The organism is Streptacidiphilus carbonis, from assembly GCF_000787775.1.
Lineage (GTDB): Bacteria > Actinomycetota > Actinomycetes > Streptomycetales > Streptomycetaceae > Streptacidiphilus > Streptacidiphilus carbonis.
Window position 1 is genome coordinate 1 of record NZ_BBPM01000083.1, and the last position, 24,987, is coordinate 24,987.

The window sequence follows — 24,987 nt, forward strand, 5'->3', positions numbered from 1 at the left end:
GTCCGGCCCCGGTGCCCGCCGCGGCGCCGACGGACGGCGGCCTGCCCCGCAGGACGCCCCGCCGCAACGCGGACGAGCCGGTGCACGCCCAGGCGAGTGCCGTCGAGGCCCCGGCGGCCGAGGCGGCCCGTCCCGGCGCGGAGGGCGGCGGCCTGCGCCGCCGGGTCCGCGGCGCCACCCTGAACCAGGCCCGGCCGGTCCAGGCTGCCGCTCCGGTCTTCGCCCCACCGCAGTTGGACGCCGAAGCGGTGCGTGATTCCCTGGAAGAATTCGAGGCGGCGGTCGACCGCGCCGAGCGCGACAGCACTCTGACACTGCGCCACAACGACTGCGCACAAAGAGAACCATTCGCACAACAAGAACAAGAAGCCCCGACGCAGGAACTTCCGGAAGGAGTGGGACCGTGACCACGCCCACAGACGACCCCGCCGCCCTGGCCTCCGCCGCCGCCGACTTCACCTGGCTGCTGAACCGTTTCGCGACGGAGACGGCAGGCGTGGTCGATGCCATCGCCGTCTCCTCGGACGGACTGCTGATAGCCGTCTCGCGGCTGAGGGACCCGGCCGACTCGGAACGGCTGGCCGCCATCGTGTCGGGCATCACCAGCCTCGCCGCGGGCGCGTCCGGCAACTACGGCCTGGGCGCCCTGAACAAGGTCATCATCGACCTGGAGGGCGGCCACCTGCTGGTCTCCTCCATCGGCAACGGCTCGGTACTGGGCGTGGTGGCGTCCAAGGAGGCCAAGCTCGGCAATATCGCCTATGAGATGACGCTGTTTGCCAACCGGGCCGGTGCCGCGCTGAGCCCGCAGCTGATCATCGAGCTGAAGAACGGCGTCGGTGCCTCCGCAGCCGGTTGACCAGTATTGACTGTGCTCGAACAACTTTACCAATATACTTACTGCTTACTGTGACTGACGAATCATCAACGCACAGGGACGAGCGAGAGAGGACGAGCATGGTGGGCAGCGCGGCAACCACCGAGGGCCCGTACGGCTCCCCGCAGGTACGCCCACTGCGCCCGTACGTGATGGCGGACGACCCGCCGCCCCCACCGCTGCCCGCCGCTCCCGAACCCGCGCCGGAGCCGGAGCCGCCGGCCCCCGCGCCGGAGGAGGTGAGCACCCGCAGCAGCCTCGCCGTACGACCCTTCCTGCTCACCACCGGACGGGTCGCCGGGGCTGCTGAACTCCCGCTGGAGACCCAGGTCGTGGCGACGTCGGACGGCCTGGCCGCACTGCCCGCCCTCACCTTCGAGCAGCACGCGATCGTCGCCGCCTGCCGGGTCCCGCTGTCCCTGGCCGAGCTCGCCGCCCGGCTGCGGCTCCATCTCAATGTCGTCCGGGTCATCGCCGGCGACCTGCGCACCGCCCGGCACCTGGCCGTCTACGTCCCCCAGGCCAGCACCGCCCAAGACGTCTCCGTACTGCGAAGGGTTATCGATGGTCTCCGCGCCGTCCCCGACTCCCGAGGACTTCCACGTGACAGCGACCGCCCTGCCTGAGCCAGAGCACCTCACCGCCGTCGCCAACCGCCCCCCGCTCCCGGTCAAGATGGTCATCGCGGGCGGCTTCGGCGTGGGCAAGACCACCACCGTCGCGGCCATCTCCGAGATCGAGCCGCTGACCACCGAGGCCAGCATCACCGAGGTGGCGGCCGGGGTGGACGACCTCACGCACACCCCGCACAAGACCACGACCACGGTCGCCATGGACTTCGGCTGCATCACCCTGGACCCCACCCTGAAGCTCTACCTCTTCGGCACGCCGGGGCAGGACCGCTTCGGCTTCATGTGGGACGACCTGGTGGAGGGCGCGCTGGGCGGTCTGGTGATCGTGGACACCCGGCGGCTGGACGACTGCTTCGCCGCGGTCGACTACTTCGAGAACAAGGGCCTGCCCTTCGCCGTCGGCGTCAACGTCTTCGACGGCAGCCTCGGCCACGACCTGGACGAGGTGCGCTGGGCGCTGGACATCGGCGAGAACGTACCTCTGGTGCTGTTCGACGCCCGTGAGCGCGGATCCGTCCGCGACGCCCTGCTGGTCGTCCTGGAGCTGGCCCTGGCCCGCGCGGAACGCTGACCGTCGTGCCGGGTTGTTCGCGCAGTTCCCCGCGCCCCTGAATAGTGCAACTGAGCCCCCGTGGGTGAGTTGCACCTCCTCAGGGGGCGCGGGGAACTGCGCGAACAACCCGGCAGATGCCGCACCCGCGAACCGCCGGAAACCCTAGCGCTGCTGCCTGCGCACCCCGGCCGACACGAACACCCGCCCGGCGACCCAGAACAGACCCAGCGTCACCAGTGCCAGCCCGGCCACCAGCACCGCTCCCCCGACCACCTTGTTGTAGTCCACCTGGTAGAGCCCGTCCACGATGTAGCGCCCCAGCCCCCCGAAGGACACATACGCCGCGATCGTCGCAGTCGAAACGATCTGCACCGCGGCCGACCGCACCCCGCTGAGGATCAGCGGCAGCGCCACCGGCAGCTCCACCTGGAACAGCACCCGCAGCGGCTCCATGCCCATCCCCCGGGCCGCGTCCACCAGTGCCCGGTCCACCGACCGCACCGCCTCGTACGTGGTGACCAGGATCGGCGGCACCGCCAGCGCCACCAGCGGGATCATCACCGGGGTGAGGCCCAGCCCCATCAGCACGGTCAGCAGCACCAGCAGGCCGAAGCTGGGCAGCGCCCGCCCCGCCGTGGCCACCAGGGCCAGCGCGTTCCCGCCGCGGCCGGTGTGCCCGGTGACCAGACCGAGCGGCAGCGCGATGACCGCGGCGATGGCCAGCGCCATCAGCGAGTACTGGACGTGCTCGGTCAGCCGGGTCGGTATGCCGTCGGCCCCGCTCCAGTTGGCGTTGTTGCTGAAGAACACATCGGCGTAGTGGAAGAGGTTCACCGAACCGCCCAGGGAGTGAGGAGCCGGCGCAGCAGGACCAGCAGGCCGTCGATGAGGATCGCCAGGACGGCGGTGGTGATGACCGAGTTCCAGGACAGGATCGGGCGGTGGTAGTGCAGCGCGTCCGACAGCAGGTTGCCGAGGCCGCCCTCGTTGCCGATCAGGGCGCCCACACTGACCAGGCTGATGCTGGACACAGTGGCCACCCGCAGCCCGGCGAAGATCGCCGGGACGGCGATCGGCAGCTCCACCTGCAGGTAGCGGCGGAACGGCCCGAACCCCATCGCGGTGGCCGCCGCATGGGTCTCCTCCGGCACCGAGCGGACGCCGTCGACGATGGCCGGGATCAGCACCACCAGGCTGTAGATGGTCAGCGGGATCTCGACGGTGGTGGTGCTCAGCCCGGTCCAGTTGATCAGCAGCACGATGAAGGCCAGCGACGGCAGCGCGTAGAGCACGGTGGTGACGCCGAGCATGGGCGGATAGAGCCAGCGGAACCGGGCGCCGAGCTGGGCCAGCGGCAGCGCGATCAGCAGGCCGAACAGCACCGGGATCAGCGCCTCCTGCAGGTGCAGCCCGATCAGGCCCCACCAACTCGCCTGCAGGTCACTGGGGATGTCGAAGAAGCCACCCATCAGGCGTCCACTGCGGCGTCGTCGGGATTGTCCGAGGCGCCGGGTATCGCGTCCGAGCCGGCGCTCTGCTCCAGGTGCGCGGTCCGGATCGCGGCGGCGATGGCCTCCTGTGCGGCGACGCCGACGGCGCGGCCGTTCTCGTCCACCGCGACCGCCCAGCCGGTCGGCGACAGCACCGCCGAGTCCAGCGCGGCGCGGAGCGAGTCGCGTCCGGCCGTGAAGGAGTGGCCGAAGGCGATCAGGGCGTCGCTGCCGGCGATCCGCTCCTTGGCGACGGCCCAGCCGAGCGGGCGCCCCTCGGTGTCGGTGACAAGAAGGTAAGGAGTCTGTGGGATTGTGCGGGCCGCCATCTGCTCGGCCGTGCTGTCGACCGCGATCATCGGCACGGTGTTCAGTTCGAGTCCGGCCGCGGTGAAGAAGGACAGCCTGCGGATCCCGCGGTCCAGGCCGAGGAAGTCCTCGACGAAGCCGTCGGCCGGCGACGACAGCAGCTCGGCGGGCGGCGCGTACTGGGCGAGCTTCCCGCCCTCGCGGAGCACCGCGACCATGTCACCGATCTTGATCGCCTCGTCGATGTCATGGGTGACGAAGACGATGGTCTTGCCCAGCTCCTCCTGGATCCGGATCAGTTCCTCCTGCAGCCCCTTGCGGACGATGGGGTCGACGGCGGAGAAGGGCTCGTCCATCAGCATCACCGGCGGGTCCGCGGCGAGCGCGCGGGCGACGCCGACGCGCTGCTGCTGGCCGCCGGAGAGCTGGTAGGGGTAGCGCTTGGCCAGCGCCTTGTCCAGACCGACCCGGTCCATCAGCTCCAACGCGCGCGCCCTGGCCTGCCGGCGGTCCCAGCCGAGCAGCCGGGGGACGGTGGCGATGTTCTCGGCGATGGTGCGGTGCGGGAAGAGCCCGGCGTGCTGGATGACGTAACCCATGCTCCGGCGCAGCGCGTTGACCGGCTGTTCGCGGATGTCGGCGCCGTCGAGGGTGATCCGTCCCTCGGTCGGGTCGATCATGCGGTTGATCATGCGCAGGGTTGTGGTCTTGCCGCAGCCGGACGGGCCCACCAGGACGGTGATGGAACCGTCGGGTATCTCCAGGGTGAGCCGGTCCACGGCGGTGGTGCCGTCCGGGTAACGCTTCGTCACAGCGTCGATCAGTATCAAAGCGGTACATAACCCTTCGAGCACGCAAAAAATTAGCGGGCCTCCATTTTCCTGGCCCGAACACATGCCCGTCAACGCTCAAAGAACATCAGCCACGGCTGTGTGTGGGCGTCCCTTCAGTCCCCCTCGCCCCAACCGGCGGGCGCGGATGGCAGAGTGGGTCCTCAAACCCCGTAGTCGGCGTCCGCGGGGTAGTCGTTCCACAGTACTGACGAATGCTCAGCCGACCGGGGACGGGGATGTGACGATGAGCGACAGCGGGACGGGCAGCACCGGCACCGGTGATGCGCCTGCCGGTGGTCCACCTGCCGGCAATGCGCCTGCCGGCGACTCGCCCGTCGGCGGCCCCCCTGGCGGCCGGGCCGCGATGCGCAAGGTGCCCACCAAGAGGATCACCTTCACCACCATGCAGGCCCTCGACGACACCCTGCCCGGAGAGAAGTACCGCCTGCTGATCGCGCCGCAGGCGCAGAGCCTGTTCAACGCCGTCATCAACGACCAGGCGCTGACCACCGGCGACGGCGCCGACTCCGGCGCGGCCACCGCCACGGCCACCGCCACGGCCGCTGCTTCGGCTGCCGCTTCGACGGCGCCCACCGCCTCCGCGTCGTCCGGGACCACGGGCAGGTCCGCCCTGGCGCCCGCAGACATCGCCGTGCATGTGGCGAACGGCACAACCAACGACAACCGGGCCACCGACGTCCGCCAGGCGCTGATATCCGCCGGCTACGCCTCCGACAGCACCGTCGACAGCCCGCCCTCCACCCACATCGCCACCACCACGCTGACCTACGGCCCGGGCCGCCAGGCCGACGCCCAGGAGGTCGCCCGCAGCCTCGGCCTGCCGGGCAGCGCACTGAAGCAGGGCACCGCCGGCGGCATCCACCTGCTCATCGGCGCCGACTGGCCCAGCGGCACCGCCTTCCCCGGCGGCAAGGCGTCGGCCCCGCCCGCCGACACCAAGGTCGCGCTGACCAACGCCAATGCGCAGACCGGCGACAAGACCGATACATGCGCACCGGTCGGGACATACCGGACAGTCAAGCTGCCCGGCCACGGCGCCGTCACCCCGACCCAGGCCTACTCACTCAGTCCCGATGTCCCGGACTCCGCACCGTGACCGTGTGCACTGCGCGTCCAACCAGTCACGGGGCGTGGGGAATTCGGTCACTCACAGGTACTGGTCGTGTCGCAGAAACGATTCGCAGGGTTGTCCTTATGTCGTACTCACAAACACTTGCTAAATTGCCCAGCCGTGGAACCGAAACCCCGGAGCGGACAGTCCTACCTCCTGTGCTCCCCGGCCACCCGCACACCAGTACGCCTGTTTGACGAGTAGGAAAAGCTTCGACTGGTAGCCCTCGGGCTCACCTGACCAAGGATGTGACCATGAGCGACACCAGTACCGGTGGCCGGGCCGCTGCCCGCCGTGGTGGTGGAAGTCCATCCCAGGGCAGAGGTGGAGCACCGGGTAGCCCCGATCCGAGTGGTCCGCCGTCGGGTGGCCGCGCCGCGCTGCGCAAGGCCGCCAAGAAGGGCCGGAAGAAGAAGCCGCTCAAGGTCATAGCCATCAGCACCGCCGGGGTGGTGACCGTCGCCCTGGTCGGCGGTGTCTACGCGTACGAGAAGCTCAACGGCAACATCAAGAGCGACGCGCTCTTCGCCGGCACCTCCGGCAACGCCGGCACCGAGAAGGTCGACGCCTTCGGCCGCAGCCCCATCAACATGCTGGTGATCGGCTCCGACATCCGCGCCAACGCCGCCGACTGCAACCTCGGCGGCGACTGCGCCAGCGGCACCGGCGGCGGCGACGGCAACGCCGACGTCGAGATGGTGGTCCACATCTCCGCCGACCGCTCCAACGCGACGGTGATGAGCGTCCCGCGCGACCTGATGACCAACCTGCCCGCCTGCAAGGACGACAAGACCGGCGCCAGCACCAACGGCGGCTACGGCATGATCAACAGCGCCCTGCAGTACGGCCCGGGCTGCAGCGTCGCCGCGATCCACCAGCTGACCAACATCCCCATCGACCACTTCGCGATGGTCGACTTCAGCGGCGTGGTCGCGATGTCGGACGCGGTGGGCGGCGTCAACGTGTGCGTGAGCAACAACGTCTACGACCCGCAGTCGCACCTCAAGCTCTCCAAGGGCACGCACACCCTCAAGGGCACCGCGGCACTGGAGTTCGTCCGCACCCGGCACGGCTTCGGCAACGGCGGCGACGTCGGCCGCACCGCCGCCCAGCACCTCTTCCTGACCGCGATGATCAACCAGATGAAGAGCGCGGGCACGCTGACCAGCCCCACCAAGCTGTGGAGCCTGGCCAACGCCGCCACCAAGGCCCTCACCGTGGACACCGGACTCAACAGCATCCCCAAGCTGATAGGGCTGGGCGAGGACCTGAACAAGGTGCCCACCGACCGGATCACCTTCACCACCATGCAGACCGGCGACGACCCGACGAACGCCAACCGCCTGGTGATCGCCGCCGGTGCGCAGACCCTCTTCTCCACCATCGCCAACGACCAGTCGCTGACCACCTCCAGCGGTGCCAAGTCCAGCGCCGCCGGGGCCACCGCGAAGGCCGCGGCCTCGGCGCCGGCCGTCGAGACGTCCAAGGCGCCCGCGGCGCCGACCAAGTCGGCACTGGCGCCGGCTGACGTCGCGGTCCACGTGGCCAACGGCACCACCGCCCAGGGCCACGCCGGCGACGTCGTGAAGGCCCTGATCAGCGACGGCTACGCGTCCAACAGCAGCACCGAGAACCCGCCGTCCTCCCACGTCAAGACCACGACGCTGACCTACGGCCCGGGCCGCCAGGCGGACGCCCAGGAGGTCGCCACCTCCCTCGGCCTGCCGAGCAGCGCACTGAAGCAGGGCACCTCCAGCGGCATCCACCTGCTCATCGGCGCCGACTGGCCCAGCGGCAACACCTTCCCCGGCGGCAAGTCCTCGGCCCCGCCCGCCAACACCAAGGTCGCGCTCAGCAACGCCAACGTGCAGACCGGCAACCAGACCAGCACCTGCGCCCAGGTCGGCACCCAGGACACCGTCAGCCTCCCCGGCTACGGCGGGATGACCCCGATACGCGCCTACACCCTCAGCCCCAAGGTCAAGGACTCAGCGCCCTGACGTGACGTCCCGGCCGCGGCGTCCGCCCGGCCGAGCCGCGCCCCTGGGGGGCTACAACCGACCCGCAGCGGGTCGGTTGCAGCCCCCCAGGGGCGCGGGACTCCGCTCGATCGACCGAGCGCGCCAAACCCCCTACGGTCCGCAGCCGAAAAGCCGACCGCCGCCGCTCCGGCCCCGGCTCAAGCGGCCCCCGCTCACGCGGCCGCCGCCCCGAGCGTCCGCTCGGTCTCCCGCTCGACCTCGGCCAGGTCCAGCCCGTGGTCCCTGAGCACCCGCACGGCCAGACCTCCGCCCTCCCGCACCAGCCCCAGCAGCAGATGCCCGGTGCCGATCGCCCGGTCGCCGCGCCCCTGTGCGGCCCGCACAGCCAGTTCCAGCACCTTCCTGGCCCGGCTGGTGAACATCCCCCGTCTCTGCGTACCGGCCCGCGCCCGCCCCGCCTCCGCCCCGCCGGCCAGCGCACCGGCCCCGAAGGCGGCCTCGACCCGCGCGGTCACCGCGTCCAGGTCGATGCCGATGGACTCCAGCGCCGCACCGTCGATGCCCGCGCCGGCCTCCCCGAGCAGCCGCTGCACGGCCGCCCGCGCGGCGTCCAGGTCGAGGCCGTGCCGCACCAGCACCGCCGCCGCCGGCTCGGCCGGCTGCCGCAGCAGGGCGAGCAGCAGGTGCTCGGTGCCCACCTGTCCGTGGTGCAGCCCCCGCATCTCCAGTTGGGACTCGGTGACCACCCGGCGCGCGGGCTCGGTGAATCGTTCGAGCATGACTACTCCTCACCTCTTCCGAAGAAGCCCGGCCCGCGCCGGGCGTGCTTCTTGTGCACGGCCTGCCTGCTGACGCCGAGACAGGACGCGATGTCCTGCCAGGACCAGCCCTGCGCCCGTGCGTTGCCGACCTGCAGGTCCTCTAGCCGCTCCGCGAGGTCGCGCAGGGCGCGCACGGCCCTGAGCCCCACCGCGGGATCGCGGCTGCCCGCGTCGTCCGCGAGCTGTCTGGTCTCACTCATGGTGTCAATGTACGTTGACACCCACCTCGCCGTCAACCTTCATTGACATCACCCGGACGCGGCTCCTCTCCGCAGTGCCCGGGATCAGTCCCCCAGCGCCAGCCGCAACCCGAAACCGACCACCACGACCCCGGTGATCCGGTCCAGCCCCCGCCGCGCCACGGGTCGGCGCAGCCAGTTCCGCAGCACCCCGGCGAATGCGACCAGCACCGCCGACCAGATCAGCCCCTCCGTCACATGCACGCAGGTCAGCAGTACGCCCATGGCCAGATGCGGCGCCCCGGCCGGGATGAACTGCGGCAGTACCGCGACATAGAACACCCCCACCTTGGGATTGAGCAGATTGGTCAACACCCCGCGCCGCAGCCCCAGCAGCACCCCGCCGACCGCCCCCGCCCCGGGCCCGCCATCCGCGTCAGCGCCCTCGCCCCCGTCCCCGCCCTCCGCAGCAGCCGCCGCGCCCCGGCGCCGCAGACTCCCCCACACCATCCGGCCGCCCATCCACAGCAGGTACCCGGCCCCCGCCACCCGGAGCACCTCGTACGCCGTGTGCGACGCGGTCAACAGCGCGCTCACCCCGAGCGAACTCCGCGTCCCCCAGGCCAGCGTCCCCGCCTGTATGCCCAGCACCACCCCCCACGCCTCGGGCCGGCTCCGCAACGCGGCGGTCCGCAGGATCAGCGCCGTATCGAGTCCGGGAGTAAGCGTCAGCAATCCGACGACCAGTGCGAACGACCACAGTGCCGTGACAGTGTCCATGCCCCGTCACCCTATGCGCAGCGTCCACCCCCGATCAGTTCGGGGATGCCGGGCCGGCTCAGGTGCAGCACCTGGAAGCGGTCGCCGGGCAGCTCGGCGGGGGCCGGTGCGGCGTCCGTCCACAGACTGAAGCGGACGACCTCCCAATGGTGCGGGTCGAGGGCGACGGCGGCACTGTGCAGCCCCGGGGCGTCGGCGAGCGTGGTGAGTTCGGCCACCGCCCGCGCCATCGTGCCGGCCGGGTCGGCGCCGTCCGGCACCGCCTCGGTGCGCCGGACCGCGACGCGGGCCGTACCGGCGCCCAGGGCCGGGCCGGCCACCGTGGCCGCCCCGATCCAGTGGCGGACGGTCGGACGGCCGAAGTCCGCGACCATGCCGCCGAACCCGGCGCCGCCCCACAGGAAGCGCCCCAGCCCGACGGTGTCGTTCCAGAGGTAGAACGGCGCGTACTCGTTGACGGGCGAGCCGTCGCTGCCGCGCTCACGGATCAGGTAGGCCTTCAGGCCGAGGCCGGGGAAGTCGTCCAGCAGTGGGCCCTTGTCGGCGACCCGGCGGCGGATGACGGCCATGTCGTAGTCGGCGGGGAGGGTGATCGAATACTGCATCGCGTGCACGGTTGGAGCCCTTCCGGTCGGTTCGCAGGTCGGTTCGCAATTCGCTTCGCCGGTCGGTTCGCAGGTCGGATCGCGGCCCGGAGCCCAGCTCAGGTCCGCCGCGCGGGTCACCGCGCGGTCGTCCCGTGCTTGTTTCAGCGGCGGGGCCGCAGCTCGCGGGCGGCGAGGAGGGCGATCGCGCCCTCGGTCGCCCGCCGGAACGGTTCGACCGAGTCGGCCGCGCGGGCCAGCACATAGCCGCCCTGGAGCACTGCGACGACGGTGGCGGCGGTGTCGGCGGGGTCGAGCTCGGGGTCGAGCTGGCCCAGCGCCTGTCCCTCGGTGAGGACCGCGGTGAGCCGACCGGTCAGATGCTCGAAGGTGTCGGCGACGGGCTGACGGAGCGTCTGATCCGCGACCACGTCCGGGTCCTGGGTGAGTCGGCCGATCGGGCAGCCGCGCAGCACGTCCCGTTCGCGGCGCAGGTAGTCGGCCACCCGCTGCACCGCCGTGCCGGGGCCGGAGAACCGCTCCTCGGCCAGCGCCTGACGCTCCTCCGCGCTGCGGCGGATCGCGGCCAAAGCCAACTCCGGCTTCCCTTTGAAGTGGTGGTACATGCTGCCCTGGCCCGCGCCCGCGCGCTGCTGGATCGCCCTGGGGCTGGTGCCGACGTAGCCGCGCTCCCAGAGGAGCTCCCTGGTGCTCTCGATCAGACGTTCAGGAGTGCTCATGCAGATGACTGTACATACCAGTAGGTACAGTCCGCAATCACACCACCGCCACCCACTCCCACCTGCACAGACGGACACGTGTGGGCGGTCGGGTCCACGAACCCGACCGCCCACACTCCCCCCGGTCGGCCGACGCCCGACAGCCCCCGGCGCGGCGGCCCCACCGCCGCCCGGGCCGGCTGTCAGGTGGTCGGCAGTCCCACCAGCACCACCGGCGTGGTCGTCGGCCGGGCCGACCCGCCTGCGGGTTCCACGGTCAGTCCGACCCCGGCGGCGCCGCGCGGGGTCCCGGTCAGCACCGTCGTGCCGTCCACGGCGCCGACCGGCAGCAGTCCGGCCGGGACGTACTGGCCGCCCCTGCTGTACCAGAGCTCGTACACCTTGTCTGCGGACAGCTCGGTCAGCCCCTGGTAGACGAACGCGGTCCGTTGCAGGGCCTGCGAGTTGACGACCGTGCCGCTGCCGCCGCCCTGCACCGCCGTGCTGCGGAAGGTCGCGTCCGGGGCGGCCAGCAACGCGTTCAGCGCCGCCGCCTCGGCCTGCGCCTGCTCGGTGGCATGCCGCTGCCGCTGCTCCTGCCGCTGCTCGTCGATCGCGAAACCGCCCGTGACCAGCGCGATCACCAGGCAGACGGCGACCACCAGTTGCGGCATCCGGCGCTGCAGCAGCCGCCAACGCAGCGGCCGCAGGCCGAAGAAGCGACGCCCTTCCGGGACCAGCGGTGCCAACTGCCGTATCTGGGGCAGCGCCGCCATCACCCGGGTCCGGAACTCCGCCGACGGCGTCTCGGACGTGGCCAGGGCCAGTCGCGCAGTGGTCTCCTGCAGTTCGCGCACCTCCTGGGTGCAGCAGGCGCAGGCGGCCTTGTGCCGTTCGAACTCCTCGGCCTCCCGGTCGGAGAGCGCGTGCAGCGCGTAGACGCCGGTGAACGTGTGGACGTCGGCGCGGGTCACGAGGTCACCGCCAGGCAGTCGCGGAGCCGGATGAGTCCGTCCCGGAGTCGGGTCTTTATCGTGCCCAGGGCGGTGCCGAGCAGGTCTGCGGTCTCCTGGTAGGTGCAGCCGCGGTAGTAGGCGAGCATCACGGACTCCCGCTGCAACTCGGTGAGCGAGTCCAGGCAGCGCCGCACCTGTTCACGTTCGAGCCGCCGTTCGACCTGCTCGCTGACCTCGTCGAAGGCCGGGGTGTGGTCCTGGGCCGCGGCGCGCTGCTCGCGGTCGCTGGAGGCCTGCGCGGAGCGCACCCGGTCCACGGCGCGGCGGTGCGCCATTGTCATGATCCAGGCCATCGCACTGCCCCGGTCCGGGTCGAACCTGGCGGCGCAGCGCCACACCTCGATCAGTACCTCCTGCGCCACCTCCTCCGACTGCGCCGGATCCCGGAGCAGCCTGCGGACCAGGCCGAGGACCGGTCCGGCGACCGCCGAGTAGACGGTCTCGAAGGCCTGCTGGTCGCCCCTGGAGACACGGTCGAGCAGTGTCTCCAGGGCACCGGGGCCGGGAGCCGCCGGCTGGTCGCCGCGTACGGCCGAGTGCATCGGTACCTCCGGTGGAGTCAGCGGTCACCCTGGGTTCGTTGCCGTCGCCCGCGCGGATTGGTCCGTTCGGGCACTGCTTCGGCACCGTGCTGATGATCCCGACATTGCCGCTCGCTGTCCGGAGATTGCCGGAGACGAGACGTCATCCCACCGCGGTCACGGCACGCGCCGTCACCGCACCCGCCGTGGCGGGACGGCCCGCTTCGGGGTCCGGCCGCGCCACCACAGCACCGCCCCCGCCACTGCCGTCCCCAGCACCACCGCGGCGAGCAGCAGCAGCCAGTTCCGCAGGTACGGCAGCGGCAGCAGCGTCGCGTTCCCCTTGTGGTCGTGCTCGCGGACCACCGCGGGCAGCCCGACCGCCGTGAGCGCGATCGCCGTCATCAGCCCGGCCGTGAGGGCGCCCCGCACCCGGTCCGGCACCGCCGCCCGGCCGAACAGCAGCCCCGCCGCCAGCACCAGCGGCATCCACGCCCCGTCGTGCAGCACGATGCCCCCGGCGGCCCAGAACACCACTTCCAGCAGATGCCCCATGAGATACGGCTCGCCCAGCAGCCCCTGCACCCCGAACACCAGCAGCGACAGTCCCGCCACCACCAGCGCCAGTCGTACCCGCAGTGTGCGGCTCATTCCACGACCTCCAACCGGGACACCCACTTGGTCTGCAGCACCCCGGGCCGGTTCGGCGCGATGATCCGCGCCGGGAAGCCGTGGTCCGGCGCCAGCACCTCGCCGTTGACGCGCAGGGCGAGCAGGGTCAGCGGATCCCGCGCGTAGGAGGCCTCCATCTCGGTGACCGCGTATCCGCCGGAACGTTCCAGCGACACCACCCTCAGCCGCGCCCCGGCGTGCGCGCCCGCCCGGTCCAGCAGGTCACGCACCCGTACGCCGGTCCAGTGCGCCGAGGCGCTCCAGCCCTCGACACAGGAGATCGGCAGCTGCGCCGTGTACTGCGGCAGCGCGCCCAGCTCGGCCAACGTCAGCGTGTACGGGGTCCGCCCCTTGACGGCCAGCCGCCAGTCGGCCGCCACCACATGGGCGGTCCCGGCGGCGGCCGCCGTCCGGTTGACCGGCAGTCCCTGCGGGCCGACGTCGGGACGGCGGGGCGCCAGCAGGTCCAGCCGCCGCAGCCAGGGCACCGTCTGCCCCGCGGTCACGGCGGTGACCGCCGCCACCGACACGGCCACCCCGGTCAGGAACGCCCGCCGTCCTGGCACCTGCGCCGCCCTGACCCGGCGCCAGTTGGCGCTGATCTCCGGGTACTTGGCGGCGATGTGGAGCAGCAGCCCGCCCACCGCGATCCAGGCCAGCCAGAAGTGCGTCTGCCGGAACGGGAACGGCCAGGGGTACCACTGCAGGGTGTTCAGCAGCCCGGTGAACACCTCCAGCACCGCCGCCCCGAGCAGCAGCACGATGCCCAGCCGCTCCAGCGCGTGCAGCACGCTGCGCACCGGCGGCCAGGCGAACAGCCGCGGGTACACCGTCCAGAGCTTCGCGCCGAGCAGCGGGATCGCCGCGATGCCGCTGATGACGTGGAGCCCCTGGGTGATCCGGTAGCCGTTCACCGGGCGGCTTGGGAGGTGGTCGCGCAGCCACCCGGGCGGATCCTGCAGCCCGTGGCTGATCAGCCCGGTCAGGAAGCAGACGATGAAGGCGGCGCCGAGCCAGCGCCCGATCACCACGGCAGTACGGGGCTCGTGCAGCCGCGAGCGGAACGCGGACTGCAGTTCCGCCGGGCGCAGGCCGGGCGGCACCTTGGCGAGCACGGAACTCTGGAGGCTCTTGAAGGCCTGGAGACTCTGTCTGGACACCTCTCCATAAGACTGCCGCGGATCACCGAATCCGGTGAATCACCTGCTTACGGAAGTCCTACGGAGCCGCCCGGACCGTCCAGGCCGTCCCGGCCACCCCGGCCACCCCGGCCACCCGGACCTTCCCCGCTGCCCCGGCTGCCCCGGCTGCCCGGACCTTCCCGGCTGCCCCAGCCGCCCAGCCGCCCGAGCCGCCCGAGCCGCCCGAGCCGCCCGAGCCGCAGCGTCCGGGACGACCGCCCCTCTCCGCAAGCTGCCCGACCCCTCAGCCGGCGCAGCCGCTGACCCCGAGCACCCGCCCGAGCCCCGTCGCCGCAAGCAGCCGCTCCAACCGCGGCCCGACCCGGACCAGCCGCAGCGCGACACCCCGCTCGGCCGCCCGGTTCCTGGCGTTGAGCAGCGCGCTCAGCCCGCTGCTGTCGCAGAACGAGACCAGCGCGACGTCGATCTCGATCGACCGCACCTCCGGGTCGCCCAGCACCTGCCGCACCACTGGCGCCAGCAGCGGGGCGACGGCCAGGTCCAGATCGCCTTCCAGCAGAATCTCCACGACGGGACCGCCGTCCAGGACCAACACGGCGGTGCTCGATCCAGTGCCCACGGTTGCCAACTCTCCCTGTGTCGCCCGCCACCGGCACCTGCATTCCAGACCAACATGCCGGGCCATCAAGGTAGTTGAAGGGCAGACCAGTTGGGCACAACTTCTCCATAATTCACAGTCGCGAATTGCAGAAGCAGACGGCGGCAACCGACCCACCCGCCGCTGATACACCATCAGCGGGGCACGGTACGCCTACGGATCCGCAGGCAGTCGCAGCCCTATCCTTGCCGCATGATCACTGGTGGCCACGTCATCGTCTACAGCCACGACGCGGAAGCCGACCGCGCCTTCTTCCGCGACGTGCTGGAGTACCCGCACGTCGACGCGGGCGCGGGCTGGCTGGTCTTCAAGCTCCCGCCGACCGAGATCGCCGTCCACCCCGCGGACGGCCCGGAAGCCCAGGAGTTCTACCTGATGTGCGACGACCTCGACGCGACCATGGAGCAACTCACCTCCCGCGGAGTGGAGTTCACCCAGCCTGTCACCGAGGCCCGCTGGGGGCGACTGACCCGCCTCCGCCTCCCCGGCGGCGGCGAACTGGGCATGTACCAGCCCCACCACCCCGTCGCCACCGCGCTGCAGCTGTAGCTGTCCGCCGACGCACGGCCGACTACCGTTCCTGCCTGATCGCCGCACCGACCAGCACACCGCCGGACACGGTGTAGGTGCCGTCGAAAACCTTGACGCTCCCGTCCGTCTGCGTCGCGTAGAGCACTGCCGACACCTGATCCGAACCGAAGCTGCTCACCGTGCCCAAGCTGATGTTCGCGGTGGTGTCGAAGCCGGCCACGTACGCGGAGTAGCTCCCGCCGGCGATGTTGTCTCCGCCGAGCGCCCAGGCCGCCGCGTAGTCGTGGTCGGTGATGTCCTGGTAGTACTGCGTGACCACGGCCTCCGCATTGATCTGCTGCGCGGGCGTTGGAGGCGGCGGGGCCGGCGGTGGCGGCGCGGGAGCCACCGCGGCAGTGCTGGCTGTCGGGACCGGCGCGGTGGTGCGCACAGGCACCGGCGTGGTCGGGGTGGCGGGGGTGGTCGGCGTCGCCGTCACCGTGACAGTGGCCCTGGCGGCGGGTGTTGCGGCCGTAGTGGTCCTGGTTGCGGTGGGCGTGCTGGACGTCGTCCCACTGCAGCCGGCCAGGGCCAGAGCAACGACGAGGGCGAGACCGGCAGCGCCGGAGAGGGTGCGCATGGCTGCTCCCGGGGAGCGGGGATACTTCTATCGTCCGCCCGCAAGGACACCCCGGCACCTCCTGGCCGCAACCGCCCCCCCGGCCCCTCTCAGTCGCTTCAGCCCCGGCTATCGCCAGATGTCGCGCACGACGACGTCCACCCACTCCCAGTCCGCATCACCGGGCACCATCTGCCCGCGCCCCCGCCATTCGGCGACCAGCGCGGCGTACACGGGTTCGTCCGGATCCGCGACGACCCTCCGGGAGCGGCGGCGACGCCCTACGGCGGCAGGAACAACGGCAGGTGCCAGAGCAGTGTCCATGCCCGAGTAAACGATTCAGCACAAGGCCGGGACACGCTCTCTCGGGTCATTCCCGTCGGACGAGGTCAAGCCGCCCACTGCGCCAGTCCGGACGCTCACTCTCGACCCGCCCCGCCAGCGCCCGCACGTCCGCGACCAGCCGCGGCAGGTCCAGCCCGTAGGGCACACCGGTCCCTGGCTCGGCCGCCAGACGATCCGCGGCACGCGTCAGCAGCGCATGAGCGCCCACCGGATTCCCCCGCCGCACATGGGTCAGCCCGACCGCGACCTGGGCGAGCCCGCGCCACATCTCCCGCTCCCGCTCCGGCGCGGACTTCCAGACCGCCTCCAGCACCTCGTGCGCATGGAACGGCCGGTCCGCGTCCAGCAGCCGCTGGGCCTCGGCGACCGCCGCGACCGGATCCCGGGCCAACTCGGCCGCCTCAGCGTCGGAAGTGGTCGCCTCACCCACGGTCCCCCGGGCCAGCGGCCGCCCGTAGGCGTCGCGCGGCCTGGCGTTGCGCGCCCGCCCGGCCCCGTCCCGATCCCTGTCGCTCATAGGACCCACGGTAACCGGGCGGCCGCGGCGTTACGCATGGTGCCCGTGGTACCGGCCGGACTCGTCAACCGGCGCATGTCGCACCGCACCCCGCACCCCCTACCCGTTGCACCGTCGGGTCGGTAAGAATAGACTTACCGTTCGTGGACACTTACCGAGACGCGGACGGCTGGTCGATCCTGGGTGACAGCACCCGACGCGCCATCGTGGAGTGCCTGGCCGAACGCCCCAGGGCGGTCGGCGAACTGGCAGACGAACTGCCCGTGAGCCGGCCGGCGGTCTCGCAGCACCTCAAGGTGCTCAAGGACGCCGGGCTGGTCGCCGAACAGTCCGCGGGCACCCGCCGGATATACCGGCTCAACCCGGTCGCGGTACAGGCTCTGCGCGACCAGTTGGACGCATTCTGGGGCCGGGCGCTGACCGGATACGTCGATCTGGTCGAACAGACGAAGGAGACCGACCATGACTGACCAGACACCCCCGACGCCCCCGGTGGTCCACCGGCAGGTGGTCGTCGACGCCCCGATCGAACGGGCCTTCGCCGTGTTCACCGGAAGACTCGGCGACTACAAGCCCGCCGAGCACAACCTGCTCGCGTCCCCGATCGCCGAGACGGTGTTCGAGAAGCACGTGGGCGGCCACATCTACGACCGCGGCATCGACGGCACCGAATGCCGCTGGGCACGCGTGCTGGCCTACGACCCGCCCGACCGGGTCGTCTTCAGCTGGGACATCAGCCCGCAGTGGCAGATCGAGACCGATCCGGACCACACCAGCGAAGTGGACGTGCGGTTCATCGCCGAAACCCCGTACCGCACCCGCATCGAACTCGAACACCGCCACATCGACCGCCACGGACCCGGCTGGCAGGCCGTGAGCGACGGCGTGGCGGGAGACCAGGGCTGGCCGCTGTACCTGAGCCGCTACGCAGCGCTCCTGAGCGAGGTGAGCTGAATGCCGCCGACCACAGCGACCACCGAGGTGGACCGGCCCGCGGAGCAGGTCTTCGCCTACGCCACCGACCCGGCCCGCTTCCACGAGTGGCAGCAGGGCGTCGTCGGCGGCTACACGGACCCACCCGGCGACCCGGTCGTGGGCACCTGCTGCCTGACGACCCGCCACATCGGCTTCGCCGACCGGCCGACCACCTCCGAGATCACCCGCATCGACCCGCCCAGGACCTGGCGGGTACGCGGCACCGGCGGCCCGATCCGGGCCACGGTCGACGTCGACGTCCAACCCCTCGCCGAGAGCCGGTCCCGCCTCACCATCACCGTCGACTTCGAGGGACACGGCATCGGAAAGCTCCTCGTCCCCCTGGTCGTCAGCCCCCAGGCCCGCAAGGAGATGCCCGCCAACCTCGCCACCCTGAAGGCGAACCTCGAAACCGGACCCGCGTAAGCGGCGGTTCCCCGTTCGGCGCCGTCACTGCGACGGTGAACCGCGGCCTCGTCCGTGCCGGTCGGATCCCGGACGACAGGCGGGATCCCATGCGAGCATGTTCGGCATGGTGCATTTCGGCGAGCCCGGCAGCAGCAGCGCAGAGATCCGCCCCTGCAGCACAGTTGCCGTCGTCGCCGGGCTCGGCCGCTGAGATGAGCCGGCGACTGCGCCTGCGGACAGCCGTCCCCGGGGATGCCGAGCAGGTGGCGCTCCTGCACGCCGACAGTTGGCGCCGGCACTACCGGGGCGCCTACGCGGACTCCTACCTGGACGGGCACGTGCTGGCCGAGCGTCGGGCGGTGTGGTCCTCCCGGCTCGCCGACCCGGCTCCGCCCGGCACCCTGACGATCATCGCCGAGGACGGCGACGCCGCACTGGTCGGCTTCGTCCACACGATCTTCGACGCGGACGACCACTGGGGAAGTCTGATCGACAACCTGCATGTCGCCCACGGTCGGCAGCGCACCGGGACGGGCGCCGCGCTGCTGACCCGCGCCGCCGAAGTCGTCGCCGCGCGGGCGGCGGCGAACTCCATGTACCTCTGGGTACTGGAGCAGAACACCGCCGCCCAGCGCTTCTACGGCGCCCTCGGCGGCACAAGCGTCGAAACAGCACCGGTACCGCCGCCGGGAGGAGTACCCGACCGACTCACCGGCTCACCCAACTGTCTTCGCATCGCCTGGCCGGACGCCCGCCGACTGCCGACCGACCGAACGTCCACCTCCACGCTCACACGGCCGAACTGATCTCCAGCCGACTCTCCAACCGACGCCCGAAGGCTGTCGGCGATCGGCCCCTTGACCCCCACGGCCGACACCGGCATCGGGTGGCGTGCCTACGGCACCCCGCGACCACCGGCAGGACGCCGGCCGGCGACAGGCAGGGAACTGCCCGGGTGCCGAGGGGGCCCACGCTGGCGGCGGGCGCCAGTTGAGCGTCCTGGCGGCCCCGCCGACGGGGAAGTTCCGGCGGGGCCGCGGACTACTGACCTGGTGATCGGCACCACCAGCCGAGACCTTGATCGCTGTTGCCCATCCGCGACAGGACCCGGACGAGCCGGTGATGATTCCACCGGGTGCGACCGCACCCCAGCGGGCAGATCCTGGAGCCATGTCCGACCTTCCCGAACGCCCCTCCGGCCATCGGGCCCGCGTCGTGGTGCACCCCGTCGTGGACGCCTTGTGGCCGTTCCGGCGCGTCGAGATCATGGGCACCCAGGTGGGCAGGGCATTCAACGTGGTCGACGTGATCGAGTTCGCCCGCCGCGCCGGCCTGGACGACATCACCCTCGACGACCCGGAGTCGGTGCAGTGGGAGGGCGGCGGCCCGGAGACATGGACGGTGGAATAGCCCACAGCAGCCGCAGGAGGTCCGGTCCGGCCCGGGATGCGCACGCCGGCCGACCGGGCGGCAGCCTGACCCCACGGGACCCGGGCGGCCCAATCATCCAGCGCGGCGAGGACGCGACGGTGCGGGAGTGACTGGAGGCAGCCATGGAGTGCGAACTGCGGGGCGAGTACAAGCCGGATCCGCACGGCCGGGTCATCCACATGTGGCACGTCGTGGCCTTCGGCGCGGACCAGGGCCTGTGCGGCCACGGAATCAGCTCGAACGCCGACGCCCTCCCGGTCAGCGACCTCGACGAACTGACGTCCGAGGAGCGGTGCCGGCCCTGCTGGCAGGCGTTCCACGCCCTGTAGCGGGCACCGCCCTCCCGCCTCCGCCCGCACCCGCCCCGCGACAGCGACCGCGGCCTTCGCCGTCGGATCCGGTGCCCGGGCGACTCCCGCCGACCAGCCGCCGGCAGGAGTCAAGCCGTTGACCGCCCTGGTCCGGCCTCGGCCGGGTGTCAGCGAGGGATCAGTCTCCCTGCTCACGTGCGCCCGGCTGTGTCTACCGGTAGCCGGTCCAGTAGAACTGGTCGCCGTTGTTGCAGGCGTGGTACGTGTTGGAGGCCCACAGGGCCTTGCCTCCACTCCAGATCACGAAGTTCCCGTCGGCCTGGACGACGCCGATCGAGTTGGATCCGCCCCAGGTCTCGGAGTCCCAGGCCACCCCGCCCCCCGGCACCCCGGTCAGGCTCATGAACCACGTTTGGTAGATGGCCGCGTTCCCGTCGTTCCAGAAGGTGAGGTGGACCGAGGCGAGGTTCCACTGGGAGGTGTTGCTCGCCCAGACGGCTTTCCCTTGGACGCCGTTGTTCCAGCAGTACAGGACCAGGTTGCCGTCGCTCTGCAGCCTCAGGACGTCGTACGGCCCCCACCACGCCTTCCCGGGGTAGTAGGTGCTGTTGTCGAAGTGGATGGTGGTCTGGTGGGTGCACGGATCACTCCACGCGCCGTTGAGCGGAACGCAGACCAACGAGGAGGCGTGCGCCGGTGCCGCGCTGAGGACCCCCACACCGGTGGCCAGCATGGCGGCCGTGAGCCCCACGCGGAGCGCTTTCATGAGCTTCATCTGTACGACTCTCTCGTCTTGAGGGGTGGGCTGGTCCGAGCGGAGCCGGTACGACACCGGCGGGCCGCGTCCATGGGCGTGGTGTACCGCTCATGGCGAAAGCCGGCGGTGACGGATGGTGCAGGAGCGCCGCACCGATCTGGCCTACCGTCACCGCTCGCCGTACGTTTCGTCCTCGCACTTCACGACCGGACACTGCCGGCCGGAGACAGGGCGCGAGGGTCGAAGACCAACACTCACCTGTCCAAGATCATCCCGTGGCGGCCTTTGAGCTCACCTTGGCTGGACACCAACCAGGTTGTCCGGGGGCACTGTGCGGAGTCACGTTTCCCGTACGAATCCGCACAACCTGCCAACTGAGTGCGCCGGACGCGCTCCCCCACCATCGACACCAAGGGCTACCGCGAGCCCGGGTTCCCCTGCTCGTCGCCCCCTGCGGGCGTAATAGCTGTACCCCCCTGAGGGGATTACCTGGTGGGGAAGTGCAACCTCAGCGATGGGCTGGAGCACTGACAAGCTTGCAAGGGGCCTCTGGGGCCGCTGGGGGGAGGACCGAAGCGAGATGGGGCCTGACGAACAGGCGTTGGACGATTTCCTGGTGGGGAGGCGGGAGCACTTGGGGACTTGGGGAGGGCGTGGACATGAGCGAGCTCAAGGAACTGCTGGAACGGGCCGTGGACGGTGTGGCCGCCGACAGCCGACGACTCGAGGTCGGGGCGTTGCGGGCTGCGGCCGGGCGGGTGCGGCGGCGCAGGAGGGCTGCCGCCCTGGCCGGGACCTCACTTGCCGTTGCGGCGGTGGTCGCCGTGCCCCTCGCCGTCGGCGGGGCCGGCCCACGGTCAGTGGCACCGCCGCAGGGTTCCTCGTCGGCTTGGACGGCGTCGCCCTCGGCGACGGTGACGGCATCCAAGCCGATGGAGGTGCTGCGGTCACTGCTGCCCAAGGGCATCGGCCAGGTGGAGCCGGTGTTGAGCAAGAGCCCACCTAAGGAAATGGCGGCGGCCCAGTTCGCGGCTCAGCAGTCCGGAACCGGACTGGCCGGTACCTATGCGGTGCGCAGGGGCAGCAAAGTCGGGCTGATCACCGTTCAGGTGGAACAGCTCAGCACGCCGCACGTCAAATCGGGCGCGGCCTGCGAGCCGGACCGCCTGCCGGTCCTCGCCCACGACTGCTTCCAGAAGGACCTCCCGGGCGGGAGCCTGCTCTTCAGCGTCGAGGAGGACGACGACGTCAACTCCTCGCTGTACGGCTCCCCGGAACTGACCGTCCCGGCCAACGGTGCCCTGGTACTGGCCAGGGTCTACTACCCGAACGGCAGGACCGTCACGATCGTCGCGTCGGCCGGGGTCCGCGGCCCCACAGGCTACGGCCCGATACTGCCTGCGCCCCCACTGACCCAGCAGCAGGTAGTGGCCCTGGTCGAACAGCCCTTGTGGCGCACCCAGAACTGAGTACCGCCCCACGACGCCCCCATATCCCCGGCCCCGATCCGGGTCCCGGTCCCGGTCCCCACAGCGCAGGGGCCGGGACCGCGAAGCCGCAGGCTGCCGGTCACCTGACCTCGTTCATCGCCGCACACGTCCGCTGGTCAAGGACGCCTCCGCAGCTACTCGAGTACATCCGGCCCGTCGACCGGTGGAAAGACCACCCGATGTGTGGGATCCGACTGTGAATTGCCCATGGCGGACCGGGCGCTAGGACACTGCTCCTACGATCGCGCTCACCGAAGCGCTGATCAGGGCTGCGCAAACGGGTTCCACCAGCAGCACCCACCCTCGGCGGGAGCGGGACCGGCGAAGCGCGGCCACGACGGTCATGACAAGGGTTCCGGCCATAGCCACCCCGAACATCGCCACCGCAAGCCAGCCACAGAACGCGGCGACGCCCACCGTGTCGTAGGCGCCGTCCGTGGTGCGCTGGACCGCGACCACCGCTCCAGGGGACAGCGCTTGGGATATCGCTGCGTTCGGGTCGACGGTCAAGCCGTCATCAGAGCGGAACACTCCTTCGCACACCCGGTGCCGTTCCTTGAGCGCCCCGACCTCAGCACAGGACCGGACGGTGATCACGCCTGGAGTGCCCTCCCATCGCGCCGCGTACGCCAGGTCCGGCACGCTCACCATGAGCGTCGCGATGGTGCCGCCGGCCAGGGCCACCACGAACACTGTCAACGCCACCACCGCCGAAACCCGAGAAGGCCCGGCGTCTCCTACTGGTCGGCGCGGCACGGGTGACTCCCCCATCTGCTCTTTGGCCTTCTGCTCGTCGGCCTTCATGGTCGCGAACCCCGCCGCCATAGAACCACGCGGATCGCTTCACCCCGCCGACCACTGCAGGCACCCGGCTTGCGAGAATGCTCCGACCGTCGACCAGGGGGAGCATTATGGCCCGCACCGTCATACCCGTCCGAACCACGGGCGACCACGATCTCGACGGGGTAACCGTCAAGTACGCGTGGCCCGTCGTCGCAACGGTCGGCAACCCGGAGCATGCTTTCGAACGCCTCGCCCAGCAAGCCCAGGCCGAGGGCGCGCACTGCGTCACCGGGGCCCGTTTGGTCTGCAACTCGCACTACAGCAGTTGGGTCGCCTACGGCACTGCGGAGATCCTCGCGCCCCGCGACCACCGGTAGGACGCTCGCCAGCGACGGGCAGGCGACTGCCTCGGTGCCGGGGGTGTCCACGGAGGCGGACGCCTCTGCCGACGTCGGACGACGGGCTGACTGATCGCCGCCGCCCACGTGATTGCCCTGGAGGCCGGAGCGCAAGCTCTGGCGGACCACCAGCAGGCCGAGGGCGCCGCCCGGCGGGAGCGCGAGCGCAAGAAGCAGGCCAGCGCCGGCTACGAGCGCACCAAGTGGGCCAGGGGCCTGGACACATGGATGGCGTGGCGGCCAAGCACCCGCTCGGACCGTCAGGCGAAGACCCCGGCCTAACCCGCGGGTAGCCAGCGGCGCCCCGCACGCCAGTGCGCAGGGGCTCCACTGTGCTCCGGTATGAGGCTGCCCGCAGCAGAGCGCCCCCTACTGCTGCCAGGCGGGACCTGCACCCCTTCGCGGTGGACTACACCTCGTCGACCGTCGAACCGTCCTCGGTCGTCCAGCGACGCAGCAGGCGTACCGGCTCGTTGTGGCGGTCGCACTCGTACATCTCCACCTGGGAATTCGGAAACTTGTGCCCCGTCTCGACTTGCCCGTCGAAGTAGATGACGGCTTGCGGGAGAGTCCCGAAGTACTGCTGGACGAGGAATGACACGCCGATGCGGCGCTCGACCCTGTACGACCATGCCATCACAGCCCCCTCGTCGGATGCCGCCATCATCGATGCCTACTGTGCGGGCCCACAAGACCGCGCAGTTTCGGGCGCCCCCGCACCCGGCCGTGCGGGGCGCCGACGCCGAGGACGGCGACCTGCCCAGTGACTGGCCAGGGCACTCCCTGCGCAGGCCGGGCACGACGTGGTGACCATCGGGCGGCACGGCGGCTGGACGGCCCTGCTGGGCTACTTCGAAGACGTCGACAGGTGGGAGGACAACCCGCTGTCCGGCCACGGGTTGTAACTACGCCGAGTGGGACTTCCAACACGGCAGTGTGCTGATGCGCGTCTCGCAGTACCTCACCCCGGCGCAGGCAGAAGACATGCAGACGATCTGCAACAGGTTCGGCTGAACCCCGCGGTCCTGCCGCTGCCCGCGGTCCTGCCGCTGTCAGGTTGGAGGCCCCGCTCGAACCGCGCCTGGCCGACCGCGCGCAGTGTGGCCGCCCACCGGTTGCTTTGGGCACCGGCGCAAGGCCTTCGGCGGTCTAGCGACCAACGAGGGTGAAGACAATGATCATGGTGATCCCGAGTACGGCGAGGAGGATCCACGTTTGTCCGTAGTGGCTGTGCCGGGTGTTGTGGCCGGTCGCGAAGTGCATGGTGGCCTCCCATGTGGGGTGTCCATTGTCCGTCCGATCCCGGGACGCCCACCAGCGCGCAACCGTGCGGGGGCCCTGCTGCATTTCGGCGGTTCAGGTTGGAGGCCCCGCTCGACCCATGCCAGGGCCTCGACCCATGCCAGGGCCCCGCCGCGCAGCCTACGGGCAAACCGACCAACACGGTGGCGACGGCAACAAGGCACTGCTGCCTACTTACCGACACGCCGTGTCCCGCGAACCTGCAACCGCTCGCACCCGGGCCCTTCCCGGCGGTCACTAA

General features: G+C 71.0%; 33 protein-coding genes and 1 pseudogene. 16 read left to right on the forward strand and 18 right to left on the reverse strand.

Annotation, left to right across the window (positions count from 1 at the left end):
• The 4 genes and pseudogenes from TR46_RS43355 to TR46_RS34775 all read left to right on the forward strand — a co-directional run.
• Positions 1 to 407, forward strand: a pseudogene (locus TR46_RS43355) (hypothetical protein); the annotation flags it as partial.
• Positions 404 to 859 carry a roadblock/LC7 domain-containing protein gene (locus TR46_RS34765; RefSeq protein ID WP_042410361.1) on the forward strand — a complete coding sequence of 152 codons (456 nt, stop codon included), beginning with the start codon at positions 404 to 406 and terminating at the stop codon, positions 857 to 859. The pseudogene TR46_RS43355 and the gene TR46_RS34765, both read left to right, overlap by 4 nt.
• A gap of 170 nt (positions 860 to 1,029) precedes the next feature.
• Complete coding sequence (locus tag TR46_RS34770; RefSeq protein WP_084719197.1) at positions 1,030 to 1,503, forward strand: DUF742 domain-containing protein; 474 nt, start codon at positions 1,030 to 1,032, stop codon at positions 1,501 to 1,503.
• Positions 1,504 to 1,552: 49 nt separating this feature from the next.
• Entirely contained in the window at positions 1,553 to 2,080 is a 528-nt protein-coding gene (locus TR46_RS34775; protein WP_236655659.1) for a GTP-binding protein, read from the forward strand.
• A gap of 144 nt (positions 2,081 to 2,224) precedes the next feature.
• Here TR46_RS34775 and TR46_RS34780 read toward each other — a convergent pair whose 3' ends face one another.
• Genes TR46_RS34780 through TR46_RS34790 form a run of 3 tightly spaced genes read right to left on the reverse strand, consistent with a single transcriptional unit; the run spans position 2,225 to position 4,691 of the window.
• The gene (locus TR46_RS34780) at positions 2,225 to 2,896 is read right to left on the reverse strand and encodes an ABC transporter permease (protein ID WP_042410364.1); all 672 of its coding nucleotides are present in this window, start codon (positions 2,894 to 2,896) and stop codon (positions 2,225 to 2,227) included.
• A complete protein-coding gene (locus tag TR46_RS34785) occupies positions 2,893 to 3,531 on the reverse strand; it encodes an ABC transporter permease (protein ID WP_042410365.1) in 639 nt (212 codons plus the stop codon). The genes TR46_RS34780 and TR46_RS34785 overlap by 4 nt, the downstream gene beginning before the upstream one ends.
• The gene (locus TR46_RS34790; protein WP_042410366.1) at positions 3,531 to 4,691 is read right to left on the reverse strand and encodes an ABC transporter ATP-binding protein; all 1,161 of its coding nucleotides are present in this window, start codon (positions 4,689 to 4,691) and stop codon (positions 3,531 to 3,533) included. The genes TR46_RS34785 and TR46_RS34790 overlap by 1 nt, the downstream gene beginning before the upstream one ends.
• Before the next feature lie 247 nt (positions 4,692 to 4,938).
• Between TR46_RS34790 and TR46_RS34795 the strand changes: the two genes are divergently transcribed.
• Together TR46_RS34795 and TR46_RS34800 are read left to right on the forward strand one after the other, a co-directional pair.
• Positions 4,939 to 5,811 carry a LytR C-terminal domain-containing protein gene (locus TR46_RS34795; RefSeq protein ID WP_052433370.1) on the forward strand — a complete coding sequence of 291 codons (873 nt, stop codon included), beginning with the start codon at positions 4,939 to 4,941 and terminating at the stop codon, positions 5,809 to 5,811.
• Between the two features lie 269 nt (positions 5,812 to 6,080).
• The gene (locus tag TR46_RS34800) at positions 6,081 to 7,826 is read left to right on the forward strand and encodes an LCP family protein (protein ID WP_042410367.1); all 1,746 of its coding nucleotides are present in this window, start codon (positions 6,081 to 6,083) and stop codon (positions 7,824 to 7,826) included.
• A 194-nt stretch (positions 7,827 to 8,020) separates the two neighbouring features.
• On the opposite strand, the gene TR46_RS34805 is transcribed toward TR46_RS34800, so the two are convergent.
• The 10 genes from TR46_RS34805 to TR46_RS42860 all read right to left on the reverse strand — a co-directional run bounded on the left by TR46_RS34805 (position 8,021) and on the right by TR46_RS42860 (position 14,861).
• Positions 8,021 to 8,587, reverse strand: coding sequence for a Clp protease N-terminal domain-containing protein (locus TR46_RS34805; protein WP_042410369.1), 567 nt, complete (start codon positions 8,585 to 8,587; stop codon positions 8,021 to 8,023).
• A gap of 2 nt (positions 8,588 to 8,589) precedes the next feature.
• On the reverse strand, positions 8,590 to 8,829 hold the full coding sequence (locus TR46_RS34810; RefSeq protein ID WP_042410431.1) for a DNA-directed RNA polymerase sigma-70 factor: 240 nt from the start codon (positions 8,827 to 8,829) through the stop codon (positions 8,590 to 8,592).
• A gap of 84 nt (positions 8,830 to 8,913) precedes the next feature.
• Positions 8,914 to 9,588 carry a LysE family translocator gene (locus TR46_RS34815; protein ID WP_042410371.1) on the reverse strand — a complete coding sequence of 225 codons (675 nt, stop codon included), beginning with the start codon at positions 9,586 to 9,588 and terminating at the stop codon, positions 8,914 to 8,916.
• Positions 9,589 to 9,599: 11 nt separating this feature from the next.
• Entirely contained in the window at positions 9,600 to 10,202 is a 603-nt protein-coding gene (locus TR46_RS34820; RefSeq protein WP_042410372.1) for a DUF4865 family protein, read from the reverse strand.
• 134 nt (positions 10,203 to 10,336) lie between these two features.
• Positions 10,337 to 10,912 (reverse strand): TetR/AcrR family transcriptional regulator, encoded by a 576-nt coding sequence (locus tag TR46_RS34825; RefSeq protein WP_042410374.1) that lies wholly within the window; start codon positions 10,910 to 10,912, stop codon positions 10,337 to 10,339.
• Positions 10,913 to 11,094: 182 nt separating this feature from the next.
• A complete protein-coding gene (locus tag TR46_RS34830; protein ID WP_042410375.1) occupies positions 11,095 to 11,865 on the reverse strand; it encodes an anti-sigma factor in 771 nt (256 codons plus the stop codon).
• Positions 11,862 to 12,449: a sigma-70 family RNA polymerase sigma factor gene (locus TR46_RS34835; RefSeq protein ID WP_042410376.1), complete on the reverse strand. Its 588-nt coding sequence runs from the start codon at positions 12,447 to 12,449 to the stop codon at positions 11,862 to 11,864. Before TR46_RS34835 ends, TR46_RS34830 begins: the two co-directional genes overlap by 4 nt.
• Positions 12,450 to 12,620: 171 nt before the next feature.
• On the reverse strand, positions 12,621 to 13,079 hold the full coding sequence (locus TR46_RS34840; protein WP_042410378.1) for a hypothetical protein: 459 nt from the start codon (positions 13,077 to 13,079) through the stop codon (positions 12,621 to 12,623).
• The gene (locus TR46_RS34845; protein WP_042410434.1) at positions 13,076 to 14,203 is read right to left on the reverse strand and encodes a molybdopterin-dependent oxidoreductase; all 1,128 of its coding nucleotides are present in this window, start codon (positions 14,201 to 14,203) and stop codon (positions 13,076 to 13,078) included. The genes TR46_RS34840 and TR46_RS34845 overlap by 4 nt, the downstream gene beginning before the upstream one ends.
• A 322-nt stretch (positions 14,204 to 14,525) precedes the next feature.
• A complete protein-coding gene (locus tag TR46_RS42860; RefSeq protein ID WP_063770739.1) occupies positions 14,526 to 14,861 on the reverse strand; it encodes an STAS domain-containing protein in 336 nt (111 codons plus the stop codon).
• 231 nt (positions 14,862 to 15,092) lie between these two features.
• Here TR46_RS42860 and TR46_RS34855 point away from each other — a divergent pair, with 231 nt between their 5' ends.
• On the forward strand, positions 15,093 to 15,449 hold the full coding sequence (locus tag TR46_RS34855; protein WP_042410381.1) for a VOC family protein: 357 nt from the start codon (positions 15,093 to 15,095) through the stop codon (positions 15,447 to 15,449).
• A gap of 22 nt (positions 15,450 to 15,471) precedes the next feature.
• Here the strand turns inward: TR46_RS34855 and TR46_RS41825 are convergent, their stop codons facing one another.
• Both TR46_RS41825 and TR46_RS34865 read right to left on the reverse strand, forming a co-directional pair.
• Positions 15,472 to 16,050 (reverse strand): hypothetical protein, encoded by a 579-nt coding sequence (locus TR46_RS41825; protein WP_152626867.1) that lies wholly within the window; start codon positions 16,048 to 16,050, stop codon positions 15,472 to 15,474.
• 349 nt (positions 16,051 to 16,399) lie between these two features.
• Positions 16,400 to 16,891 carry a DUF309 domain-containing protein gene (locus tag TR46_RS34865; protein WP_042410384.1) on the reverse strand — a complete coding sequence of 164 codons (492 nt, stop codon included), beginning with the start codon at positions 16,889 to 16,891 and terminating at the stop codon, positions 16,400 to 16,402.
• Between the two features lie 143 nt (positions 16,892 to 17,034).
• Here TR46_RS34865 and TR46_RS34870 point away from each other — a divergent pair, with 143 nt between their 5' ends.
• From TR46_RS34870 to TR46_RS34895, 6 genes are all read left to right on the forward strand, one after another.
• The gene (locus tag TR46_RS34870) at positions 17,035 to 17,361 is read left to right on the forward strand and encodes an ArsR/SmtB family transcription factor (protein WP_042410386.1); all 327 of its coding nucleotides are present in this window, start codon (positions 17,035 to 17,037) and stop codon (positions 17,359 to 17,361) included.
• Entirely contained in the window at positions 17,354 to 17,845 is a 492-nt protein-coding gene (locus TR46_RS34875) for an SRPBCC family protein (protein WP_042410388.1), read from the forward strand. The genes TR46_RS34870 and TR46_RS34875 overlap by 8 nt, the downstream gene beginning before the upstream one ends.
• The gene (locus tag TR46_RS34880) at positions 17,846 to 18,292 is read left to right on the forward strand and encodes an SRPBCC family protein (RefSeq protein WP_042410390.1); all 447 of its coding nucleotides are present in this window, start codon (positions 17,846 to 17,848) and stop codon (positions 18,290 to 18,292) included.
• Between the two features lie 194 nt (positions 18,293 to 18,486).
• A complete protein-coding gene (locus TR46_RS34885; protein WP_042410392.1) occupies positions 18,487 to 19,080 on the forward strand; it encodes a GNAT family N-acetyltransferase in 594 nt (197 codons plus the stop codon).
• Positions 19,081 to 19,444: 364 nt separating this feature from the next.
• On the forward strand, positions 19,445 to 19,684 hold the full coding sequence (locus TR46_RS34890; RefSeq protein ID WP_042410393.1) for a hypothetical protein: 240 nt from the start codon (positions 19,445 to 19,447) through the stop codon (positions 19,682 to 19,684).
• A 143-nt stretch (positions 19,685 to 19,827) separates the two neighbouring features.
• Positions 19,828 to 20,034 (forward strand): hypothetical protein, encoded by a 207-nt coding sequence (locus TR46_RS34895; protein ID WP_042410398.1) that lies wholly within the window; start codon positions 19,828 to 19,830, stop codon positions 20,032 to 20,034.
• 193 nt (positions 20,035 to 20,227) lie between these two features.
• Here the strand turns inward: TR46_RS34895 and TR46_RS34900 are convergent, their stop codons facing one another.
• Positions 20,228 to 20,791 (reverse strand): hypothetical protein, encoded by a 564-nt coding sequence (locus tag TR46_RS34900; RefSeq protein WP_042410400.1) that lies wholly within the window; start codon positions 20,789 to 20,791, stop codon positions 20,228 to 20,230.
• 641 nt (positions 20,792 to 21,432) lie between these two features.
• Here TR46_RS34900 and TR46_RS34905 point away from each other — a divergent pair.
• Positions 21,433 to 22,242, forward strand: coding sequence for a hypothetical protein (locus TR46_RS34905; RefSeq protein ID WP_042410403.1), 810 nt, complete (start codon positions 21,433 to 21,435; stop codon positions 22,240 to 22,242).
• 243 nt (positions 22,243 to 22,485) lie between these two features.
• On the opposite strand, the gene TR46_RS34910 is transcribed toward TR46_RS34905, so the two are convergent.
• Positions 22,486 to 23,067, reverse strand: a complete 582-nt coding sequence (locus TR46_RS34910; RefSeq protein ID WP_152626869.1) for a hypothetical protein — start codon at positions 23,065 to 23,067, stop codon at positions 22,486 to 22,488.
• Between the two features lie 107 nt (positions 23,068 to 23,174).
• Here TR46_RS34910 and TR46_RS34915 point away from each other — a divergent pair, with 107 nt between their 5' ends.
• Complete coding sequence (locus tag TR46_RS34915; RefSeq protein WP_042410408.1) at positions 23,175 to 23,423, forward strand: hypothetical protein; 249 nt, start codon at positions 23,175 to 23,177, stop codon at positions 23,421 to 23,423.
• Positions 23,424 to 23,531: 108 nt separating this feature from the next.
• Positions 23,532 to 23,726: a hypothetical protein gene (locus tag TR46_RS34920; RefSeq protein ID WP_042410410.1), complete on the forward strand. Its 195-nt coding sequence runs from the start codon at positions 23,532 to 23,534 to the stop codon at positions 23,724 to 23,726.
• A 127-nt stretch (positions 23,727 to 23,853) separates the two neighbouring features.
• On the opposite strand, the gene TR46_RS34925 is transcribed toward TR46_RS34920, so the two are convergent.
• Positions 23,854 to 24,111, reverse strand: a complete 258-nt coding sequence (locus TR46_RS34925; RefSeq protein ID WP_152626870.1) for a hypothetical protein — start codon at positions 24,109 to 24,111, stop codon at positions 23,854 to 23,856.
• Positions 24,112 to 24,987: the final 876 nt, after the last annotated feature.

Excerpts from the sequence above, each read along its gene's own strand:
- TR46_RS34770 (WP_084719197.1), top strand. The coding sequence starts at position 1,030 with ATGGCGGACGACCCGCCGCCCCCACCGCTGCCCGCCGCTCCCGAACCC.
- TR46_RS34840 (WP_042410378.1), bottom strand. The coding sequence starts at position 13,079 with ATGAGCCGCACACTGCGGGTACGACTGGCGCTGGTGGTGGCGGGACTG.
- TR46_RS34785 (WP_042410365.1), bottom strand. The coding sequence starts at position 3,531 with ATGGGTGGCTTCTTCGACATCCCCAGTGACCTGCAGGCGAGTTGGTGG.
- TR46_RS34805 (WP_042410369.1), bottom strand. The coding sequence starts at position 8,587 with ATGCTCGAACGATTCACCGAGCCCGCGCGCCGGGTGGTCACCGAGTCC.
- TR46_RS34915 (WP_042410408.1), top strand. The coding sequence starts at position 23,175 with ATGGCCCGCACCGTCATACCCGTCCGAACCACGGGCGACCACGATCTC.
- TR46_RS34880 (WP_042410390.1), top strand. The coding sequence starts at position 17,846 with ATGCCGCCGACCACAGCGACCACCGAGGTGGACCGGCCCGCGGAGCAG.
- TR46_RS34815 (WP_042410371.1), bottom strand. The coding sequence starts at position 9,588 with ATGGACACTGTCACGGCACTGTGGTCGTTCGCACTGGTCGTCGGATTG.
- TR46_RS34835 (WP_042410376.1), bottom strand. The coding sequence starts at position 12,449 with ATGCACTCGGCCGTACGCGGCGACCAGCCGGCGGCTCCCGGCCCCGGT.
- TR46_RS34865 (WP_042410384.1), bottom strand. The coding sequence starts at position 16,891 with ATGAGCGACAGGGATCGGGACGGGGCCGGGCGGGCGCGCAACGCCAGG.
- TR46_RS34800 (WP_042410367.1), top strand. The coding sequence starts at position 6,081 with ATGAGCGACACCAGTACCGGTGGCCGGGCCGCTGCCCGCCGTGGTGGT.
- TR46_RS34885 (WP_042410392.1), top strand. The coding sequence starts at position 18,487 with ATGAGCCGGCGACTGCGCCTGCGGACAGCCGTCCCCGGGGATGCCGAG.
- TR46_RS34925 (WP_152626870.1), bottom strand. The coding sequence starts at position 24,111 with ATGATGGCGGCATCCGACGAGGGGGCTGTGATGGCATGGTCGTACAGG.
- TR46_RS34895 (WP_042410398.1), top strand. The coding sequence starts at position 19,828 with ATGGAGTGCGAACTGCGGGGCGAGTACAAGCCGGATCCGCACGGCCGG.
- TR46_RS34890 (WP_042410393.1), top strand. The coding sequence starts at position 19,445 with ATGTCCGACCTTCCCGAACGCCCCTCCGGCCATCGGGCCCGCGTCGTG.
- TR46_RS34855 (WP_042410381.1), top strand. The coding sequence starts at position 15,093 with ATGATCACTGGTGGCCACGTCATCGTCTACAGCCACGACGCGGAAGCC.
- TR46_RS34825 (WP_042410374.1), bottom strand. The coding sequence starts at position 10,912 with ATGAGCACTCCTGAACGTCTGATCGAGAGCACCAGGGAGCTCCTCTGG.
- TR46_RS34775 (WP_236655659.1), top strand. The coding sequence starts at position 1,553 with ATGGTCATCGCGGGCGGCTTCGGCGTGGGCAAGACCACCACCGTCGCG.
- TR46_RS34875 (WP_042410388.1), top strand. The coding sequence starts at position 17,354 with ATGACTGACCAGACACCCCCGACGCCCCCGGTGGTCCACCGGCAGGTG.
- TR46_RS34900 (WP_042410400.1), bottom strand. The coding sequence starts at position 20,791 with ATGAAGCTCATGAAAGCGCTCCGCGTGGGGCTCACGGCCGCCATGCTG.
- TR46_RS34810 (WP_042410431.1), bottom strand. The coding sequence starts at position 8,829 with ATGAGTGAGACCAGACAGCTCGCGGACGACGCGGGCAGCCGCGATCCC.
- TR46_RS34795 (WP_052433370.1), top strand. The coding sequence starts at position 4,939 with ATGAGCGACAGCGGGACGGGCAGCACCGGCACCGGTGATGCGCCTGCC.
- TR46_RS41825 (WP_152626867.1), bottom strand. The coding sequence starts at position 16,050 with ATGCGCACCCTCTCCGGCGCTGCCGGTCTCGCCCTCGTCGTTGCTCTG.
- TR46_RS34905 (WP_042410403.1), top strand. The coding sequence starts at position 21,433 with ATGAGCGAGCTCAAGGAACTGCTGGAACGGGCCGTGGACGGTGTGGCC.
- TR46_RS34910 (WP_152626869.1), bottom strand. The coding sequence starts at position 23,067 with ATGAAGGCCGACGAGCAGAAGGCCAAAGAGCAGATGGGGGAGTCACCC.